At 69.2% G+C, this 18389-nt stretch carries 20 protein-coding genes; 13 read left to right on the top strand and 7 right to left on the bottom strand.

The window, feature by feature from the left end; all coding sequences use genetic code 11:
• Positions 1 to 188 precede the first annotated feature (188 nt).
• From OX958_RS18870 to OX958_RS18860, 3 genes are read right to left on the bottom strand one after another with little or no spacing between them, the layout of a single operon-like run.
• Positions 189 to 2261: a S9 family peptidase gene (locus OX958_RS18870; protein ID WP_270130130.1), complete on the bottom strand. Its 2073-nt coding sequence runs from the start codon at positions 2259 to 2261 to the stop codon at positions 189 to 191.
• Between the two features lie 9 nt (positions 2262 to 2270).
• Positions 2271 to 3056: an exodeoxyribonuclease III gene (gene xth / locus OX958_RS18865; RefSeq protein WP_270130128.1), complete on the bottom strand. Its 786-nt coding sequence runs from the start codon at positions 3054 to 3056 to the stop codon at positions 2271 to 2273.
• 40 nt (positions 3057 to 3096) lie between these two features.
• The gene (locus tag OX958_RS18860; protein WP_270130126.1) at positions 3097 to 3564 is read right to left on the bottom strand and encodes a DUF2269 family protein; all 468 of its coding nucleotides are present in this window, start codon (positions 3562 to 3564) and stop codon (positions 3097 to 3099) included.
• Positions 3565 to 3648: 84 nt separating this feature from the next.
• Between OX958_RS18860 and OX958_RS18855 the strand changes: the two genes are divergently transcribed.
• Positions 3649 to 4104, top strand: coding sequence for a MarR family winged helix-turn-helix transcriptional regulator (locus OX958_RS18855; RefSeq protein ID WP_270130124.1), 456 nt, complete (start codon positions 3649 to 3651; stop codon positions 4102 to 4104).
• A gap of 6 nt (positions 4105 to 4110) precedes the next feature.
• Here the strand turns inward: OX958_RS18855 and OX958_RS18850 are convergent, their stop codons facing one another.
• Positions 4111 to 4701, bottom strand: coding sequence for a TetR/AcrR family transcriptional regulator (locus OX958_RS18850; protein ID WP_270130123.1), 591 nt, complete (start codon positions 4699 to 4701; stop codon positions 4111 to 4113).
• A gap of 73 nt (positions 4702 to 4774) precedes the next feature.
• Between OX958_RS18850 and OX958_RS18845 the strand changes: the two genes are divergently transcribed.
• Genes OX958_RS18845 through OX958_RS18825 form a run of 5 tightly spaced genes read left to right on the top strand, consistent with a single transcriptional unit; the run spans position 4775 to position 8796 of the window.
• Positions 4775 to 5659 carry an SDR family oxidoreductase gene (locus OX958_RS18845; RefSeq protein ID WP_270130121.1) on the top strand — a complete coding sequence of 295 codons (885 nt, stop codon included), beginning with the start codon at positions 4775 to 4777 and terminating at the stop codon, positions 5657 to 5659.
• The gene (locus tag OX958_RS18840; RefSeq protein ID WP_270130119.1) at positions 5656 to 6810 is read left to right on the top strand and encodes a saccharopine dehydrogenase family protein; all 1155 of its coding nucleotides are present in this window, start codon (positions 5656 to 5658) and stop codon (positions 6808 to 6810) included. The genes OX958_RS18845 and OX958_RS18840 overlap by 4 nt, the downstream gene beginning before the upstream one ends.
• 14 nt (positions 6811 to 6824) lie before the next feature.
• Positions 6825 to 7679, top strand: a complete 855-nt coding sequence (locus OX958_RS18835; RefSeq protein WP_270130117.1) for an alpha/beta fold hydrolase — start codon at positions 6825 to 6827, stop codon at positions 7677 to 7679.
• Positions 7676 to 8068 carry a YccF domain-containing protein gene (locus OX958_RS18830; protein WP_270130115.1) on the top strand — a complete coding sequence of 131 codons (393 nt, stop codon included), beginning with the start codon at positions 7676 to 7678 and terminating at the stop codon, positions 8066 to 8068. The genes OX958_RS18835 and OX958_RS18830 overlap by 4 nt, the downstream gene beginning before the upstream one ends.
• Positions 8065 to 8796 (top strand): MBL fold metallo-hydrolase, encoded by a 732-nt coding sequence (locus OX958_RS18825; RefSeq protein WP_270130113.1) that lies wholly within the window; start codon positions 8065 to 8067, stop codon positions 8794 to 8796. Before OX958_RS18830 ends, OX958_RS18825 begins: the two co-directional genes overlap by 4 nt.
• Before the next feature lie 157 nt (positions 8797 to 8953).
• Here the strand turns inward: OX958_RS18825 and OX958_RS18820 are convergent, their stop codons facing one another.
• A complete protein-coding gene (locus OX958_RS18820) occupies positions 8954 to 9475 on the bottom strand; it encodes a hemerythrin domain-containing protein (protein WP_270130111.1) in 522 nt (173 codons plus the stop codon).
• 100 nt (positions 9476 to 9575) lie between these two features.
• On the opposite strand from OX958_RS18820, the gene ddaH reads away from it, so the two are divergent.
• Positions 9576 to 10343, top strand: coding sequence for a dimethylargininase (gene ddaH / locus OX958_RS18815; RefSeq protein WP_270130108.1), 768 nt, complete (start codon positions 9576 to 9578; stop codon positions 10341 to 10343).
• On the opposite strand, the gene OX958_RS18810 is transcribed toward ddaH, so the two are convergent.
• Together OX958_RS18810 and OX958_RS18805 are read right to left on the bottom strand one after the other, a co-directional pair.
• Positions 10323 to 11282, bottom strand: a complete 960-nt coding sequence (locus OX958_RS18810; RefSeq protein ID WP_270130106.1) for a tetratricopeptide repeat protein — start codon at positions 11280 to 11282, stop codon at positions 10323 to 10325. The genes ddaH and OX958_RS18810 overlap by 21 nt on opposite strands.
• Positions 11275 to 12633: a DNA polymerase IV gene (locus OX958_RS18805; protein WP_270130104.1), complete on the bottom strand. Its 1359-nt coding sequence runs from the start codon at positions 12631 to 12633 to the stop codon at positions 11275 to 11277. Before OX958_RS18805 ends, OX958_RS18810 begins: the two co-directional genes overlap by 8 nt.
• A 48-nt stretch (positions 12634 to 12681) precedes the next feature.
• Here OX958_RS18805 and OX958_RS18800 point away from each other — a divergent pair, with 48 nt between their 5' ends.
• The 6 genes from OX958_RS18800 (at position 12682) to OX958_RS18775 (ending at position 18346) form a co-directional block, all read left to right on the top strand.
• Complete coding sequence (locus OX958_RS18800) at positions 12682 to 13449, top strand: MBL fold metallo-hydrolase (protein ID WP_270130103.1); 768 nt, start codon at positions 12682 to 12684, stop codon at positions 13447 to 13449.
• A 103-nt stretch (positions 13450 to 13552) separates the two neighbouring features.
• Positions 13553 to 15031: a glutamate--cysteine ligase gene (locus OX958_RS18795; protein WP_270130101.1), complete on the top strand. Its 1479-nt coding sequence runs from the start codon at positions 13553 to 13555 to the stop codon at positions 15029 to 15031.
• 442 nt (positions 15032 to 15473) lie between these two features.
• A complete protein-coding gene (locus OX958_RS18790) occupies positions 15474 to 15902 on the top strand; it encodes a universal stress protein (protein ID WP_270130099.1) in 429 nt (142 codons plus the stop codon).
• Position 15903: 1 nt separating this feature from the next.
• The gene (locus OX958_RS18785; RefSeq protein WP_270130097.1) at positions 15904 to 16521 is read left to right on the top strand and encodes an HhH-GPD-type base excision DNA repair protein; all 618 of its coding nucleotides are present in this window, start codon (positions 15904 to 15906) and stop codon (positions 16519 to 16521) included.
• Between the two features lie 222 nt (positions 16522 to 16743).
• The gene (locus tag OX958_RS18780) at positions 16744 to 18042 is read left to right on the top strand and encodes an RNA polymerase sigma factor (protein WP_270130095.1); all 1299 of its coding nucleotides are present in this window, start codon (positions 16744 to 16746) and stop codon (positions 18040 to 18042) included.
• Positions 18043 to 18076: 34 nt separating this feature from the next.
• Complete coding sequence (locus tag OX958_RS18775; RefSeq protein ID WP_270130093.1) at positions 18077 to 18346, top strand: DUF6412 domain-containing protein; 270 nt, start codon at positions 18077 to 18079, stop codon at positions 18344 to 18346.
• Positions 18347 to 18389: the final 43 nt, after the last annotated feature.

The following is an 18389-nucleotide window of genomic DNA, read 5'->3' as shown; positions in this document are numbered from 1 at the left end:
ACAATCAGCTACACCTGTGGGGTTTCTGCCCCGAAAGGGCGCCGGAGTTGTTTCTCAGCTTTCTCGCAGGACGGCTCCGAACGGCAGCGGAAGCGGCCTTTCGGAGCCGATAGATGTGTTGCAGGACACACCTATCGGCTGCTCTCGTAGTTGTGCAACGCAGGAAGAGCGCGCGGCCTTCCCGGCGGTCAGGCCAGACCGAGGGTGTCGAGCTCCCAGGCCAGCGTGAAGGCGACCTCACGCCAGGCGTCGTACCGGCCGCTGCGTCCGCCGTGGCCGGCCTCCATCTCGGTCTTCAGCAGCACATCGACGTCACCGGTGGCGGTCGCCCGCAGCTTGGCCACCCACTTGGCCGGCTCGACGAAGAAGACCCGGGTGTCGTTGAGGCTGGTGATCGCGAGGATCCGTGGGTACTGCTGGGCCGTCACGTTCTCGTACGGCGAGTAGGACTTCATGTACTCGTAGACCGCCGGGTCCTCGAGCGGGTTGCCCCACTCCTCCCACTCGATCACGGTCAACGGCAGCGACGGGTCCAGGATGGTGGTCAGGGCGTCCACGAAGGGCACCTCGGCGACGATGCCGCCGAAGGCCCGCGGTGCCAGGTTGGCGACCGCGCCCATCAGCAGACCGCCGGCACTACCGCCCTGCGCGACGATCCGCTCCGGCTTCGACCAGCCGGCTCCGACCAGGTGCTCGGCCGCCGCGACGAAGTCGGTGAACGTGTTCCGCTTGGCGAGCATCTTGCCTTCGTCGTACCAGTGCCGGCCGAGCTCGCCGCCACCGCGCACATGCGCGATCGCGAACACGACGCCGCGGTCCAGCAGCGACAGCCGCGGGATCGAGAACCACGGGTCCATCGAGCTTTCGTAGGAGCCGTAGCCGTACAGCACGACCGGCGCGTTCCCGTCCTTGGCGACATCCTTGCGGGCCACCAGAGAGATCGGCACCTGGGTGCCGTCGGGAGCCGTCGCCCACTCCCTGTACTGCGTGTACGAGCTCAGGTCGACACCACCGAGCACAGGCTGTTGCTTGAGCTTCCGGCGCTCGCCGGTCACCACATCGACGTCGTACGTCGTGCCCGGTGTCACCAGTGAGGTGTAGCCGAAGCGGTACCGGGTGTCGTGCCACTCGTCGTTGCGGCTGGGGGAGACCGTGTAGATCGGCTCGTCGAAGGTCAGCGCCTCCGGGGAGCCGAAGGAGTCGCCGGTCCGCCGCATGATCGCCAGCTCGGTGAGCGCGTCCCGGCGGCGGTAGAGGATCACGTGCTCGGCGAAGGCGTCGACGCCGAGCAGCCGGCTCGACTCGTCGCCCTCGATCAGCGTGGTCCAGTCGCCGGGGGAGTCCAGCGGGGCCGTCGCGAGCGAGAAGTTGGACGCGTCCGCGTTGTGCACGATCAGCAGCTGGTCGCCCGCGTGCTCGACGTCGTACTCGACGCCTTCGCGCCGCGCCGCGACCAGGACCGGGTCGCCGGCCGGGTCGTTGGCGTCCAGCAGCCAGGCCTCGCTGGTCAGCTTGCTGCCGATGGAGATCTGGATGGCCTGCCCGTTGCGGGTCAGGTCGACGCCGATCCAGAACCGCTCGTCCGGCTCCTCCATCACCAGCACGTCGCCGGCCTGGCCGAGGGTGTGCCGCCAGACCTGGAACGGACGCCAGGCGTCGTCGACCTTGGAGTAGAAGATGGTGGAGCCGTCGGCCGACCAGGCGGAGCCGTAGTGCACGCTCGGCAGTTCGTCGGGCAGCAGTTCGCCGCTGTCGAGGTCCTTGATCCGCAGCGTGAACCGCTCGTCGCCGATCAGGTCGACGGAGTAGGCGAGCAGCCGGCCGTCGGGGGAGACGTCGACCGTGCCGAGGGAGAAGAACTCCGAGTCGCCGGCCAGCTCGTTGCCGTCCAGCAGCACCTCTTCGCCGGCGATCTCGCCGTCGGTCGCGGGCGGCTCGTCACCGGCCACCTTCACCCGGCAGCTGATCGCGTACTGCTGACCCTCGACGGTGCGGGAGTAGTACCAGAACCCACCACGCCGGGCCGGCACGCTCAGGTCGGTCTGCAGGGTGCGGCCGGAGATCTCCGAAAAGATTGCCTCGCGCAACGATTCCAGGTGCGCGGTGCGGGCCTCGGTGTAGCTGTTCTCGGCCCGCAGGTAGTCGAGCACCTCGTCGCTCGTCTTGTCCCGCAGCCACTCGTAGTCGTCGGCGAAGACATCTCCGTGGTGGCTGCGTTCGATCGGTTTGCGGGCGGCGACTGGTGGCTTCAACTCGGACATGCCCGGAGACTACATCTCGTACGTCGCCACCACCGGCGCATGGTCGCTCCAGCGTTCGGCGTATGTCGGGGCGCGGTGGATCGCGCAGGAGGTCGCGGCGGCGGCCAGTTCGGGCGAGGCGATCTGGTAGTCGATCCGCCAGCCGGCGTCGTTGTCGAAGGCTTTTCCGCGCCACGACCACCAGGAGTACGGTCCCGGGCCCTCGCCGCCGAACCTCCGGCCGAGATCCACCCAGCCGGCCTCGAACAAACGATCCATCCAGGCGCGTTCGTCGGGCAGGAAGCCGCTCTTCTTCCGGTTCGCCTTCCAGGCCTTCAGGTCCACCTCGCGGTGCGCGATGTTGAGATCGCCGCAGACGAGCACGTGCCGGCCGTCGGCGCGCAGTGCCGACAGGCGCTCGGCGAAGGCGTCCAGGAAGGCGTACTTCTCGGCCTGCCGCGGCGGCGTCTCGAACTCACCGGTGAAGACATAGGTGCTGATCGCGGTCAGCGTCGAGCCGTCGTCGAGGACGACGTCGGCCTCCACCCACCGCCCGGAGCCGCTGAACCGCTCGGGCCCGATCTCGCTGTTCTCCTGCTTGATCGGCCGCCGGCTCGCCACCGCGACACCGGCGCGGCCCTTGTGTCCGGCCAGGACAGGCTCGGAGTGCGCGATCTGCCAATCCGCGCCGAGGTGGTCCCGCAGTACCTCGTCGGTCGCCCGGACCTCCTGCAACAGCAACAGATCCGGGTCGGTCTCCGCCAGCCACCCGGCCATCCCTCGCCGGTACGCCGCCCTGATCCCGTTCACATTCACTGTCGCAACCTTCAGCACCCGGGAACCTTAGCGCCCTGGGTCAGACACCGGTCGTCGAGCCGGGCCGGATGATCATCAGGACGGTGACGGTCGCCCACAACAGGCCGAAGATGCCGGTCGTCATCGACAGCTTCCTCGCCCGTGGGAGCAGCGCGGCCCTGGCTTCGCCATCCTGCCCGGCCACGGCGAGCACCTCGGCCTGCGTCGGCAGCACGGCCAGCAGCAGCACCCCGGCCGCCAGCGCGGTCAGGCCCATCGACACGATCAGCCAGACCTCGCCCAGTACGCCGAGGCCGGCGCCGACCGCGAGGCCGAAGACCGGCACCGCGATGCCGCCGACGGCATAGACGTTGCTGATCCGGTGCAGCACCCGCAGGACCGCGGTCTCCGGCCGGTCGGCGGCCAGTTCGCGCCGGGCGACGGGCGGGAACATGCTCGCTGCGACCGTCACCGGGCCGATGAAGATGATGGCGGCCAGCACGTGCACGCTGAGCAGGAACTTGTTCATCGGTTCTCCCTGACGATCGAAGTTTCAGGCAGACTGTAACTGAGGTATCAGCCGGACTGAAACCTGGCCTGCGATGATGGCGGGGTGACCGACGACGCGACCCCCAGCGGCCCACCGGACGGAGCGGCCGTGAGCCCGTCGTTGCTGCTGATGATGCTGGGACGCCGGCTCCGTGAGCAGGTCGAGGCGGGGCTGCGCGAGCAAGGCCTGTCCATGCGGCACTTCTCCGCGCTCGGCCATCTCGCCCACCATCCAGGCCTGTCCTACAGCGAGCTCGCGCGCAGGGACGGCATCACTGCGCAGAGCATGCAGTCGACGTTGCGGCAGTTGCGGGAGCTCGGCGCAGTCGAGTTGCTGACCGAACCGGGGCGGGGGCGGACCGCTGACCTGCAGGTCACCGAAGCGGGCCAAGCACTGTTGGAGCGCGGCCGCGCCGTACTGCGGGCTGCCGACCAGCGACTGGTTGATGCCATCGGCAACGAAAACGGCGAGCTGCTGGCCGGGTTGGTCCTGCGGGCCTTCGTCGGACTGAAGCAGTAGTCGAGCTCAGGTGCCGGTCGTGCTGAGGACCGCGTCGAGAGAGCGCTCGCAGAGGCTCTCCAGCTCGGCAGGGGAGATGGTCGGGTTGCCGATCCAGGTCAGCAGGAGCTGCTCGACGTACCCCTGCCAGCCGTGGCAGGCCAGTTCGACGGCGGGCGTGATCGAGATGCCTCGCTGGGCGACGGCGCTGATCACCCACTGGCTGAAAACCTGACGCAGCTCCGAATGCAGGGCCCGGACCGCGGGGTCTCCGGCCGCGGACATCAGCAGGGTGGCCCGATAGAGCTGCGGTGCTTCGAGCACGGCCCGCACGAAGGCCCGGATGCCACTGCGGAGCTGCTCCTCGGGTGGGAGGGAGAGATCCGGCGCGGTCCGCAGCATCACCTCGGCGGCGGCCGCCTCGATCACGGCGTACTGGAACTTCTTCTTCGAGCCGAAGTAGTGGAACAGCAGCGCGGGGGAGACGCCGGCCTCCGCGGCCACCACCTCCACGCTCAGCTCGCGATGCGGGTCGGCTTCCAGCACCCGGCGCGCGGCGTCGAGAATCTGGGTCCGGCGCTCCTCCGGCTGCAGCCGGGTGGACGAGGTGTGACTCACGGGCACAGTGTATTGAGCAATGGATCAACAAGCACCTACTGTTGAGTATCCACTCAACAAGTCGGAGGTCACGATGGCTGGCAAGGTCGTACTCATCACCGGCGCTTCCCGCGGGATCGGCGCCGCCGTCGCCCGCCGGCTGGCGAGCGAGGGAGACACGCCGGCCCTGGTCGGTCTCGAACCCGACGAGCTGAAGAAGGTCGCCGAGGACTGCGGCCCCGATGCCGGCTGGTGGGAGGCCGATGTCACCGACACCGAGTCGCTGCGAACCGCGGTGGAGGCGATCGCCGAGCGGTACGGCCGGATCGACGTCGTGATGGCCAACGCAGGGATCGCCGCGCCCGGCTTCACCCGCAGCATGGACCCCGACGTCTGGGAGCGCGTTCTCGACGTCGACCTGTACGGCGTCTGGCGGACCGTGCACCTGACCCTGCCGCACCTGCTCGCGAGCAAGGGCTACCTGTTGCTCGTGTCATCGCTGGCCGCGGTCGTGCACATCCCCGGCCTGGCGTCGTACAACGTCTCCAAGGCCGGTGTCGAGGCGATGGGCAACAGCCTCCGCTCCGAACTGCGGCACCTCGGCGTCCGGGTCGGCGTGGCCCACATGACCTTCGTCGACACCGACATGGTGCGCGGCGTGGACGACCACCCGGTGTTCGGCGGCGCCCGCACCGGGATCCCGTTCGTCGGCAAGACCTACTCGCTCGACTTCGCGGTGGACAAGTTCACCGCCGGGATCAGGAAGCGCTCTCGCGTGGTCCACGTGCCGGGCTGGATCGGCGTCCTCAAGATCTTCCGGTCGCTCGTTCCGCACGTGGTCGAACTCGGGGCACGCTTCAGCGTGCCGAAGGCCGACCGTGCCGCGCTGGCCGACATCGAGGCCCGGGGCGCCGCGGCGTCGTCGCGCGCGTCCGGTGCCGGCGGTCGCGCGGATGCCGAGAAGGCGGCCAAGCGATGAGCCGCGAGTACGACGTCGTCATCTTCGGCGCGACGGGCTTCACCGGCGCGCTGACCGCGAAGTACCTCGCCGAGAACGCGCCGGCCGAGCTCAGGTGGGCGCTGGCCGGCCGCAACCGGGCCAAGCTGGAAGCGGTCCGCGCCGAACTCGGCGTGGAGGTCGACCTGCTGATCGCCGATGTCGGCGACGCCGCCTCCCTGCAGTCGGTCGCCGAGGCTGCCAGGGTCGTCGTCACGACCGTCGGCCCCTACATCCGGTACGGCGAACCGCTGGTGGCCGCGTGCGCCGCCGCGGGCACCGACTATCTCGACCTCACCGGTGAGCAGGAGTTCGTCGACCGGATGTACGTCGCGCACCACGCGCTGGCTGCCCGGACCGGAGCGCGGATCGTCCACTGCTGCGGCTTCGACTCGATCCCCTACGACCTGGGCGTGCAGTTCACCGTCGAGCAGTTGCCGAAGAACGTGCCGCTCAAGGTGGACGGCCTCGTCCGGGCCGGCGGCAAGCCGTCGTCCGGCACGCTGCACACGGTGGTTACGGTGCTGTCGCGTGGCAAGTCGAACCTCGACGCCCGGCGGGCGCGCCGCCAGGTCGAGCCGCGGCTGGAGGGCCGTTCGGTGAAGGCCGCAGCCGGCAAGCTTCACCGTAGCCAGGGGTTCTGGGCCGTACCGCTGCCGACCGTCGATCCGCAGATCGTCGTCACCTCGGCCGCCAGGCTGCCGGAGTACGGGCCGGACTTCCGGTACTCGCACTACGCCGCGGTGAAGCAGTTGCCGATGGTTGCCGGCGGCATCGCCGGGTTCGGTCTGCTGGCCGTCGCCGCGCAGATTCCGCCGGCCCGCAACGCACTGCTGAGCCGCTTCAAGGCCGGTGACGGTCCGAGTGAGGAGCGCCGGGCCAAGTCCTGGTTCAAGGCGCGCTTCATCGGTGAAGGCGGCGGGAAGCGGGTCGTGACCGAGGTGTCCGGCGGCGACCCCGGGTACGGCGAGACGGCGAAGATGCTCGCCGAAAGCGCTCTCTCACTGGCCCTGGACGACCTCCCCGAGACTGCCGGCCAAGTCACCACGGCGGTCGCCCTGGGGCCGGCGCTGCGTCGCCGATTGGTTGCGGCAGGCATCAAATTCGAGACTCTGCTGGTGGAGGACTACTGATTCCCGTGCGCCGAGTGACCAGTGCCGACGGCACCCGCATCGCCGTCCACGAGTACGGCGAGCCGACCGCGCCCGTGCTGGTCTGCGTGCACGGCTACCCGGACAACGCCGGACTCTGGCGCGACGTCGCGAGCAGGCTGGCCGAGCACTTCCGTGTCGTCGCGTACGACGTCCGTGGCGCGGGGCAGTCGGACCAGCCGCGGCAGCGCTCGGCGTACGAGTTGGACCGGCTGGAGGAGGACTTCACCGCGGTCCTCGACGCGGTCGCCCCCGACCAGCCGGTCCAGTTGCTCGCGCACGACTGGGGCTCGATCCAGGCGTGGCACTTCGTCACCAGCGAGCGGCTGGCCGGCCGGATCGCCTCGTTCGTGTCGATCTCCGGGCCCTCTCTGGACCATGCGGGCCACTTCTTCCGGCGGCGCGGGCTGTCACCCGCTGGACTGAAACAGCTGGCCCACTCTTGGTACGTCTTCTATTTCCAGCTGCCCTGGCTGCCGGAGCGAGGATGGCGGAAAGGCTGGGCGCATCGCGTTTTCGGCCGGCTGGAACGCAGTGCCGGCGGTAGCAGCCCCGATCCCAGTGAGCGCTCTCTGGCCGACTACGTCAACGGGCTGCAGCTGTACCGGGCGAACGTCCTGCCGAGGCTGCTCCGGCCGCGCGAGCGGCGAACCGGCGTACCGGTGCTGGCTGTTTCGCCGGACGGGGACGCGTTCGTGACGACGCCGCTGCAGACCGACGTCGGGCGCTGGGCCCCGAACCTGAGCGTGCAGGTGGTCAGGGGTGGCCACTGGTTACCCCGGAACAATCCCGGACTGGTGGCCCGGCTGACCCTCGAGCACACCCGCCGGGTGGCAGGCTGGAGGACATGAGAACGCTTCTGAACCTGATCTGGCTGGTGCTGGCCGGCTTCTGGCTGGCCGTCGGTTACGTCGTCGCCGGGCTGATCTGCTGCCTGCTGATCGTCACGATCCCGTTCGGCATCGCGTCGTTCCGGATCGCCGGCTACGCGCTCTGGCCGTTCGGCCGGACCGTCGTGGACAAGCCAGGCGCGGGCGCCGGCTCGGTCCTCGGCAACGTGATCTGGGTGATCTTCGCCGGCTGGTGGCTCGCCCTCGGTCACCTGGCCACCGGGATCGCGCTCTGCCTGACGATCATCGGCATCCCACTCGGCCTGGCCAACTTCAAGCTGATCCCGGTCTCCCTGCTCCCGCTCGGCAAGGACATCGTCCCCAGCGATCTGGCCTTCGCCGGTCGATGAGGTCGCTGACCGTTCTCGGCTCGTGCGGCGCGTGGCCCGAGCCGGGCCGGGCGTGCGCGGGATTCCTGCTCGAGTACGACGGGTTCAAGATCGTGCTCGACCTCGGCTACGCCACCCTGCCGCAACTGCTGAAGCACTGCCCCGAGGGGGCGGTCGACGCAGTGATCGTGACCCACCAGCACCCCGACCACTGCGTCGACGTGAGCGCGCTCGCCCGCGTCCGCCACTACCTGGCCCGCGAGGCCGCGCCGATCCCGCTCTACTGTCCCCCTGGCGTTCTCGATGTACTCCGGACGCTCGAGCCGCACCCCGACCCCGCGACGGTGTTCGACGTACGCGACCTCGCCGAGTCGACCACCATCGGACCGTTTCGCCTGGGAACGACGCTCTTGCCGCACTACGTGACGAACCTCGGTGTTCGCTTGAGCACGCCAGAGCTCACGGTCGCCTACACGGGCGACAGCGGCCCTGGTCCAGAGGCCGCTGCGTTGGCCGCCGGAGCCGACCTTTTCATCTGCGACGCTACTCTGCAGGGCTCATCACCCCGGAGCACACCGCGTTACGTGATGACAGCCGGCGAAGCGGCGACAGCCGCCGCCGGCGCGCGGAAGCTTCTCCTGACCCACTTCTGGCCGGGCTCGGACCGGGCGATCTCGGTGTCCGAAGCCCAGCGGATCTTCCCGGGCGAAGTCATAGCCGCCGCCGAAGGGCTCAGAATCACCCTGTGAACTTCTGGGTCCCGCATCCTTGGGCACGGGCCAGTCGCACTGACGCCGATTCTGGCGACTGGCCCGTGCTCAAGGTTGCAGGCTCCACCGCAGCACCCCGCCGAGCCGGCGGTGGGCGGCCCACCGGGCCCGGGGGCACCGGGCCCGGCCGGGCGGTTCAGTCCTTCTTCTTGGCTGCCTCGACCAGCTTGCGCACGTTCTCGATCGAACCGCAGTCGTTCTCGATCAGCCGGGCCCGTTCCTCGGCGAAGGCCTCGCCGAGCTCGACCCGGACGCTCTGGTCGATGTCGGTCCTGGCCGGGTTGAGCACGTCGCGCTCCTCCTCGTCCAGGTGATGGGACAACGCCTCGGACAGCTCGTGGGTCTTCTCGCCGAACTCCTCGCTGGCGGGGTCCTCGACCTCCATCAGCGCGAGCAGCGCCTCGTTGCCCTCGTCGTGCTCGTGCTCGGAGTGCTCGACCTCCTCGGCGTCGATCGCGTGCCGGTTCTTCAGCGACGGATAGACCTTCGACTCCTCGGCCTCCGCGTGCGCGATCAGCACGGTGGCCAGATCCGCGAGCACGGCGGCCCGGTCGGCTTGGACGTCGCGCAGCTCGCGCAGGGCCTCCTCGAACCAGCGATGGTCGGCCAGGATGGCCTCCACCACGTCGCCACCGGTCTGCTGCAGGATCTTCGGCATACTCACGTCCTCCAAATTCGAACCACTGTCTGCCTCTGGTACCCGCGGCCGCCTGACCTCATGCGCGGTGCTGCGCACCCGGTCGGGTTAGCCTGCGCTCATGGCCACCGTCCGCGCACTTGTCCGCCGTCCGAGCCCCCGCCTGGCAGAGGGTCTGCTCACCCACCTGGACCGCGTCCCGGTCGATGCCGACCTCGCGGTCCAGCAGTGGCAGCAGTACGTCGACGTGCTCACTGAGGCCGGCTGGAGCTGTATCGAGGTCCCGCCTGCGGACGACTGCCCGGACGGCGTCTTCGTCGAGGACACCATGGTCGTCTATCAGGACCTTGCGGTGATCGCCCGGGCCGGAGCCGACGAGCGACGCCCGGAGGCGGCCGAGGCCGAGCGCACCGTGGCGGCCCAGGGCTACCGGATCGCGCACATCACCGACCCGGGCACGATGGACGGCGGCGACATCCTCAAGGTCGGCACCACCGTGTACGCCGGACTCGGCGGCCGCACGAACCAGGCCGGTGTCGACCAGCTCCGCCAGTACTTCGCGCCGCTCGGCGCCGAGGTGGTCGCGGTACCGGTGGAGAAGGTGCTGCACCTGAAGTCGGCGGTGACCGCGTTGCCGGACGGCACGGTGATCGGGTACGAGCCGCTCACCGACAACCCGGCGGCCTTCCCGAAGTTCCTCGCCGTACCGGAGGAGGGCGGCGCGCACGTGGTCCTGCTGGGGGAGGACCGGTTGCTGATGGCCGCCTCCGCGCCCCGGACCGCGGCGCTGTTCCGCGAGCGCGGCTACACGCCGGTCGTGGTCGACATCAGCGAGTTCGAGAAGCTCGAGGGCTGCGTGACCTGCTTGTCAGTCCGCCTTCGGGGCTAGCGTCCAGCGGTCGCGGGCCGTCGCGGCCAGTTCGCGGTCCTTCTTCTTGCCGCGGCTGTCGGCGGTGTCGCAGGCCTCCAGCAGGATGCTGCCGAAGATGAGCGTGTCCGGGTGGTCGGCGCCCAGCCCGTCGATGCTGTCGGCAACCGTTGTCTCCAGCACCTGAACGGCGGCGCCGTACTGGCCGGCGAACATCGTCGCCCGGCCGAGCGCGGCACGGGTCCGCAGTACCTTCGGGTGCTTTCGGCCCAAGGTCTTCTCGTCCTGGTCGAGCAGGGTGGCGAGCAACTTCATCTCGGCCCTGGGTCCGCCGACCATCAACTGAGCGCCGGTCACGCCTTCGACCGCGACCCTGGGCAGGTCGTGATCGGCTCCGAAAACCCGGACGAGTTGGGGTGTGACGAGCTCGAACCAGCCGATCGCCGCGGCGTAGTCACCGGTCGCCAGCAGCGCCTGGGCGACCCGCAGCCGCACCTGCAACGTGGCTGGATCGTCGGCCCTGAGGACCTTTTCGCAGGCGGCGAGCGAAGCTTCGTAGAGGGGGAGAGCGCCGGCCGAGTCGCGAGCGGCCCAGTGTGCCTCGGCCTGCTCGTACGTCGCGTCGACCAGCTCGGGGTGGTTCCTGAACTCCGAGGCCGGCGGGTCCTGCCGCGGCAGGCTCGGGACGGCCATCGGCCGGTCGAGCAGCCTGCGGCCGACGTAGCTGCGGCCACCGGTCCTGATGATCCGGAACCGCCCGCGGTTGGCGACCGGGAGCAGCAGGAAGGTCGAGTACAGCGTGCGCACGGAGGATCCGCAGTCCGCGCAGACGTCGCGGTGACCGTAGAAGCGGCTGCCGACCCCGCTCAGCCGGGTGATCGGGTCCGGCGCGCGCCAGGCCGTCGACGACGCGGTGCAGGCTCGGCAGAACGGGTACACCCCGCCGCGGACGTCAGTCATTCGGCCCATCTTGGCCGGTTTCGTCGGTTTTGTCCTCTTCGCCGCCCGGAACCGGTGCTTTGGTCAGCTCCGGGTCGGTCACCGCGAAGGTGCGGACCGGGCCCGGCGGCGTCGACGCGGTCTCGAACCGGACGGTGACCCGGCCACGGCCGGAGCCCCAGACCCAGCCCTCGCCGTACTGCGTGTGCACCACGTCCTGACCCGGGAAGTAGCCGACGTCCCGCTCGCGGGGCCGCTCGGGCAGGTCGATCAGCTCGGCGGGAACTTCCTCGTGCTCGCTCTCGGTGAACAGGTCGTCCTGGATCCAGTCGGCCAGGGACGAGACACCGACCCCGAGCAACCGGATCCCCCCGGAGATGTCGCTGCCCTCGAGCAGCCGCCGGGCGACCCGGGCGATCACTCGTGGGTCGTCGGTGGGACCGGCCAGGGTCGACGAGCGGGTGTGCGTGGTGAAGTCGTGCATCCGGGTCTTCACGGTCACCGTCCGGCCGGACAGCTGCGCCTTCTGCAGCCGCTCCGAGACGCGGTGCGCCATCCGGTCGCCGATGGCCGCCAGCAACGACCGGTCGATGATGTCGGTCTCGAAGGTGTCCTCCACGCTGACCGACTTGGTCTCCCGGTCGCTCACCACCGGCCGGTGGTCGGAGGCCGTCGCGAGCCGGTGCAGGCTCGACCCGTGCGCCGAGCCGACCTGCCGGATCAGCTCGTCCTCGTCGAGCTGCTGCAGGTCGCCGACCGTCCGGACGCCTGCCATGCTCAGCCGCTGCGCGGTCGCCGGGCCGACGCCCGGAATCACCGTCACCTGCATCGGCGCGAGGAACTCGGCCTCGGTGCCGGGCGGCACGACGACGACCCCGTTCGGCTTGTCGAGATCGCTGGCGATCTTCGCGATCAGCTTGGAGGTGCCCGCCCCGACGGACGCGGTCAGCCCGCCGCTGGCCTGCGTGATGGCCGCCTTGAGATCGTTCGCGATCGCCTCGACGTCGTCGACGGTCAGGTTGCTCAGCCCGGCCGCGGCCAGATCCACGAACGCCTCGTCCAGCGACAGCGGCTCGACCAGCGGGGACAGCGCGCGCATCTGCGCCATCACTGCCTGGCTGGTGATCCGGTAGACCTCGAACCGCGTCCCCAGGTACGCCGCGTGCGGGCAGCGCGAGCGCGCCTCGGCGGTCGACATCGCCGAGCGGACACCGTACCTGCGGGCCTCGTAGGACGCGGTCGAGACAACGCCGCGCAGGCCGATACCGCCCACGACGACGGGTTTGCCGCGCAGGGAGGGCTTGTCCCGCTGCTCGACCGCCGCGAAGAACGCATCCAGGTCGACGTGCAGGACGGACGGATCGGTACGCACGGACCCAGTCTCCCCGGAGCCGCCGACAATTCCTGTCAGGATCGGTGCATGACCACTTTCCCCGCCTGGGACGACGGCACGACGACCAGTGGCCCCGAGCACCAGGTGCACTGGTACGACGACCGGACGGCGATCATCCGGCAAGCCCTGCGCACCAACTTCGAGGGCCCGTTCTGCTACCTGCTGCTCGGCTCGGAACGAGCGCTGCTGCTCGACACCGGCACCGGCCATGCCGACCTCCGTGCCGTCGTCGACGAGTTGCTGTCCGGGCACGAGCTGGAGTTGGTGGTCGCCCACACTCACGGTCACGGCGATCACATCGGTGGCGACGCACAGTTCGACCACGTGGTCGGCACGTCGGCCGAGGAGGTCGCGGAGTACTTCGGTATCACCGCCTGGCCGGACCAGATCGTGCAGTTCGAGCTGGGGGAGCGGACCCTCGACATCATCCCGATTCCCGGTCATCACACGACCGACCTGGCGTTCTACGACCGGTCGACGCGGTTGCTGCTCACCGGAGACTCGCTCTACCCAGGCCGGTTGTACGTGACCGACTGGGCGGCGTATCGGGCGAGTGTCGCGCGGCTGGCGGAGTTCGTGGCCACGGGCAATCCGGTCGAGCTGGTGCTCGGTGCGCACATCGAGATGACGGATCAGGCCGGCGCGGACTTCGCGATGGGCGCCGACCGGCATCCGGGAGAACACGAGCTGGCGCTGCGGTCCGCCGTACTGGCCGAGCTGGCCGCGGTACTCGCGGAGGCCGGGCCCGAGCCGCGGCGGGTGGTGAGGGAGCACTTCATCGTCTTCCCCCGGTGAACACCGGGGGAGTGACCAGGGGATGAGCAGCGACGCGAGTGGGCACACGGAACAGGCGTCGGTCGGGCAGACTGAGGCAACGCAGGCGACAGGGGAGGCGCAGATGGGCGAAGAAGTCGACCGGGTCGAGTTCACCCGAGCGGATCGGACCGCGTTCCGCAACCAGGTCCATCGCAATCTGGACGCGTTCGCGCGGATGTTGCGCGAGTCGCGGTTCGAGGCCGAGAAACCGATGACCGGGATCGAGATCGAGCTGAACCTGGTCGACGAGTTCTGCGACCCGGCGTTCAAGAACTCCGAGGTGCTGAGCGCGATCGAGGACGACGCGTTCCAGACCGAGCTCGGCCAGTTCAACATCGAGATCAACGTGCCACCGGGCAAGATCGACGGCACCGGCCTGGTGCGGATGGAGGAGTCCATCCGGGCCAGCCTGAACGCCGCCGAGGAGAAGGCGCAGCGGACCGGCTCGTCGATGGTGGTGGTCGGGATCCTGCCGACCCTGCTGACCGAGCACATCCACCGCGAGGCGCTCAGCACCAATCCGCGGTACGCGCTGCTGAACGACCAGATCTTCCAGGCCCGCGGCGAGGACGTGCAGATCGCGATCGACGGGATCGAGCGGCTGCAGGTGACCGCGGACAGCATCGTGCCCGAGGCCGCCTGTACCTCGACGCAGTTCCACCTGCAGGTCACGCCCGAGGCGTTCCCGCGCTACTGGAACGCGGCCCAGGCGATCTCCGGCGTCCAGCTCGCGATCGGTGCCAACTCGCCGTTCCTGTTCGGCAAGGAACTGATGCGCGAGACCCGGATCGCGTTGTTCGAGCAGGCCGCCGACACCCGCACGCACGAACTGAAGACGCAGGGCGTCCGGCCACGGGTCTGGTTCGGTGAACGCTGGATCACCTCGATCTTCGACCTGTTCGAGGAGAACTCCCGCTACTACCCGGCGCTGCTGCCGGTCACCTCCGACGAGGATCCGATCGCCGTGCTGGACCGGGGCGACACCCCGGCCCTTTCGGAGTTGCGGCTGCACAACGGGACGATCTACCGCTGGAACCGTCCGGTGTACGACGTTGTCCGGGAGAAGCCGCATCTGCGGGTCGAGAACCGGGTGCTGCCGGCCGGCCCCACCGTGGTCGACACGATGGCCAACGGCGCCTTCTACTTCGGCCTGGTCCGCGCCCTGGCCGACGACGAACGGCCGATCTGGTCGCAGATGTCGTTCAGCGCCGCGGAGGAGAACTTCCACGAGGCGGCCCGGCAGGGCATCGACGCCGAGGTGTTCTGGCCCGGCGTCGGCACCGCCCGGGCGACCGAGCTGGTCCTGCGGCGGCTGTTGCCGCTGGCATCACAGGGCCTGGACCAGTGGGGCGTCGACGCCGCGGTCCGGGACCGCCTGCTGGGCATCATCGAGCAACGCTGCCTGACCAACCGCAACGGCGCCTCCTGGCAGGCCGAGGAGTTCCACCGGCTGTACACAAAGGGATCGCACGGCCGCAAGGACGCGCTCCGCGGAATGCTGCGCCGGTACCGCGACCACATGCACGAGAACCTGCCGGTGCACGAATGGCCGATCGACTGATCCGGTTAACCGCGTAAGTTCCCCCGGTGCGAGCCGGTGGACGGCGTGGCAGACAACGAAGGACAGCCGCCCGGCCACGACCGGCCGGGCGGAACGGCGGCGCGCTTGCCCAAGGCAACGGCGTACGATCGCCTGCCGGGGTTGGGGACCCCGGACCTGGACACCGGGCTGGCGCGTCGGGTCGCAACCCTGCAAAGGTATGCGCCACGAAGGTTGAACCGCGCCAGGGCGGGTATGTCGTCGTGAACCGTTGGGGGACGGTGACCGTTGGCGCCTGACCGGCGACTCTTTGCCACGGCCGTGTTGCGGGCGCAATCGCCCAAGCGTCACGGTCGCGACACAGATCGTGCATTTCCACAGATGCCGGAGCGGGTTCAGGGCAGTATCGTTCGGAACGGGTCGACCGTTTCAGGTGATGGACACCCGGAGGTGAGGCAAGTCGATGACGACCATCGTCGTGGGTTATGTGCCGAAGGCCGAAGGGCGCGCGGCGCTCCGGCGGGCGGCAGAGGAGGCGAAGCTGCGCGACGCCAAGCTGGTGGTGGTGAACTCGCACCGGGGTGGCCGCAGTTTCGACAGCGACGAGGCCGCGGCCAGTGATGCCGCGTTGACGGAGGTACGAGAGCAGCTCGACTCGACCGGCGTGCCCTACGAGGTCAGGCAGCTGGTGCGTGGACTCGATCCGGCGGAGGACCTGGTGGCCGTCGCCGAGCAGGTGCACGCGGAGTTCATCGTGATCGGGCTGCGTCGCCGCTCCCCGGTCGGCAAGCTCATCCTCGGCAGCAACGCCCAGCGGGTACTGCTCGATGCTCCGTGTCCGGTGCTGGCCGTCAAGGCCGAGCCTGAGCTGTTTGAAGGGGAGGAGGACTGAGGTGACTTCGACACGCAGCAAGAAGCTGTGCCTCGCACAGCAGCCCGACGCCGACGAGATGCTGAGCCGCGACCCGTTCGCGTTGCTGGTCGGGATGCTGCTCGACCAGCAGATCCCGATGGAGCGCGCGTTCGCCGGTCCGGTCGCGATCGCGCAACGGATGGACGGCCCGTTCGATCCGTCCACGGTGGCCGGTTACGACCCGGACGGGTTCGTCGAGGTGGTGGCCGGTCCGCCGGCCGTGCACCGGTTCCCGACCGCGATGGCGGCCCGGATCCAGACCCTGGCCAAGCACCTGGACGAGGAGTACGGCGGCAACGCCTCGGCCGTCTGGGCCGATGTGAAGAGCGGTGACGACCTGCTGGCCAGGCTGTCGGCGCTGCCCGGGTTCGGCGCGCAGAAGGCGAAGATCTTCGTCGCGCTGCTGGGCAAGCAGTTGAAGGTCCGCCCGCGCGGCTGGCGCGAGGCGTCCGAGCCGTACGGCGAGGACGGCGCGTACAAGTCGGTCGCCGACGTGATCGACGTGGCCTCCCTGGTGAAGGTTCGTCAGTTCAAGCAGGAGCAGCAGGTGGAGAAGAGGGTGGTGGCCCGGCCGTTGCGGCAGACCAGGAACAGTTGAGAGCCGTACCGCCGGGCGGCGCCGGTACCAGTCGGACGGTGGACTGGTACCGGTGAGGCGCGCCGTGGAGGGGGTCGTGGGAGCTCCGGACTTGGTAGCCGGATTACAATGAAGTGTTGCTGCCGCCTGACCAGCGCGGGGCCACCGACTCGCAGTGCCCGCAGTACCGTATTTGCTGTTTCAGAAACCCTGCAGACTGAATCGTCAGACGAGAGGTAATTCGTGTCGTCCAGCTCGTCCGAGAATCTCCCCGACGAGTCCACTCGGGCGGTGGCCGCCACCGCCCGTAGTACGACTCAACGGACCACCGCCAGTGTGAAGAAGACGGCCGCTTCCGCCAAGAAGGCTGCTGTGTCCCCCAAGGAGGACGGTATTCCCGCGAAGAAGGCCGCCGCGAAGAAGGCGCCGGCGAAGAAGGCCGTGTCCGAGGCGGGTGTCGCGATCGACCCGAAGACCGGCAAGCCGCGCGCGCTCGACGAGGTCGACGAGTCCGACTTCGACGCCGAGGCGGTCACGCCGCTGGTGAAGGAGCTGACCGAGGACCAGGGCTTCATCGTCTCCGAGGCAGACGAGACCGACGAGCCCCAGCAGCAGGTGATGGTCGCCGGTGCCACGGCCGACCCGGTCAAGGACTACCTGAAGCAGATCGGCAAGGTCCCCCTGCTGAACGCCGAGCAGGAGGTCGAGCTGGCCAAGCGGATCGAGGCCGGCCTGTTCGCCGAGGAGCAGATCGGTGACGCCGAGACCAAGCTGAAGGACAAGGTCAAGGACGAGTACGAGTGGATCTCGGAGGACGGCCGCCGGGCGAAGAACCACCTGCTCGAGGCCAACCTGCGACTGGTCGTCTCGCTGGCCAAGCGCTACACCGGCCGCGGCATGCTGTTCCTGGACCTGATCCAGGAGGGCAACCTCGGTCTGATCCGTGCGGTCGAGAAGTTCGACTACACCAAGGGCTACAAGTTCTCCACCTACGCCACCTGGTGGATCCGGCAGGCGATCACCCGCGCGATGGCCGACCAGGCCCGCACCATCCGGATCCCGGTGCACATGGTCGAGGTCATCAACAAGCTGGCCCGCGTCCAGCGCCAGATGCTGCAGGACCTGGGGCGCGAGCCCACTCCGGAGGAGCTCGCCAAGGAGCTCGACATGACCCCGGAGAAGGTCATCGAGGTGCAGAAGTACGGTCGCGAGCCGATTTCGCTGCACACCCCGCTGGGTGAGGACGGCGACTCCGAGTTCGGCGACCTGATCGAGGACTCCGAGGCGATCGTGCCGGCCGAGGCCGTCTCGTTCACCCTGCTCCAGGAGCAGCTGCACGCCGTTCTGGACACGCTGTCCGAGCGGGAGGCCGGCGTCGTCTCGATGCGCTTCGGCCTGACCGACGGCCAGCCGAAGACGTTGGACGAGATCGGCAAGGTCTACGGCGTGACCCGCGAGCGGATCCGCCAGATCGAGTCGAAGACGATGTCGAAACTGCGGCACCCGTCGCGCTCCCAGGTGCTGCGCGACTACCTGGACTGATCCGCTGTGCTGAGCTCTACCGTATTCTGAGGCCATGATCGAGAGGGCATTGGCCGGCGTCTGGACGCTGGCCCTGCCTGCCCTCGGTCCGGACTCCGGCTTACTGGCCGTCGCCGTGTTCACGGCGGCGGCCGTTTTGCTTGCCGTCGTCCAGCTCTCCAGTACCGCGGCGCGACGTCCGCTGTCGTCGCCGTTGCCCGCGCGGGCCAGTGCCGCCCGCGCGAACTCCCGCCGTACGGCGTATCTGCTGCTGTGCGATCCCGACGCGGCCGGCAGGCCGCGCCCACGAGCACCGGGAAGGTAGCGAGTTCTCTCGCTTCCTGTCTTTCCCTTTTCTCACTCGTGGA

The organism is Kribbella sp. CA-293567, assembly GCF_027627575.1.
GTDB lineage: Bacteria > Actinomycetota > Actinomycetes > Propionibacteriales > Kribbellaceae > Kribbella.
The sequence above is the reverse complement of the archived record's forward strand: the minus strand, read 5'-3'. Positions and strand labels throughout refer to the sequence as shown.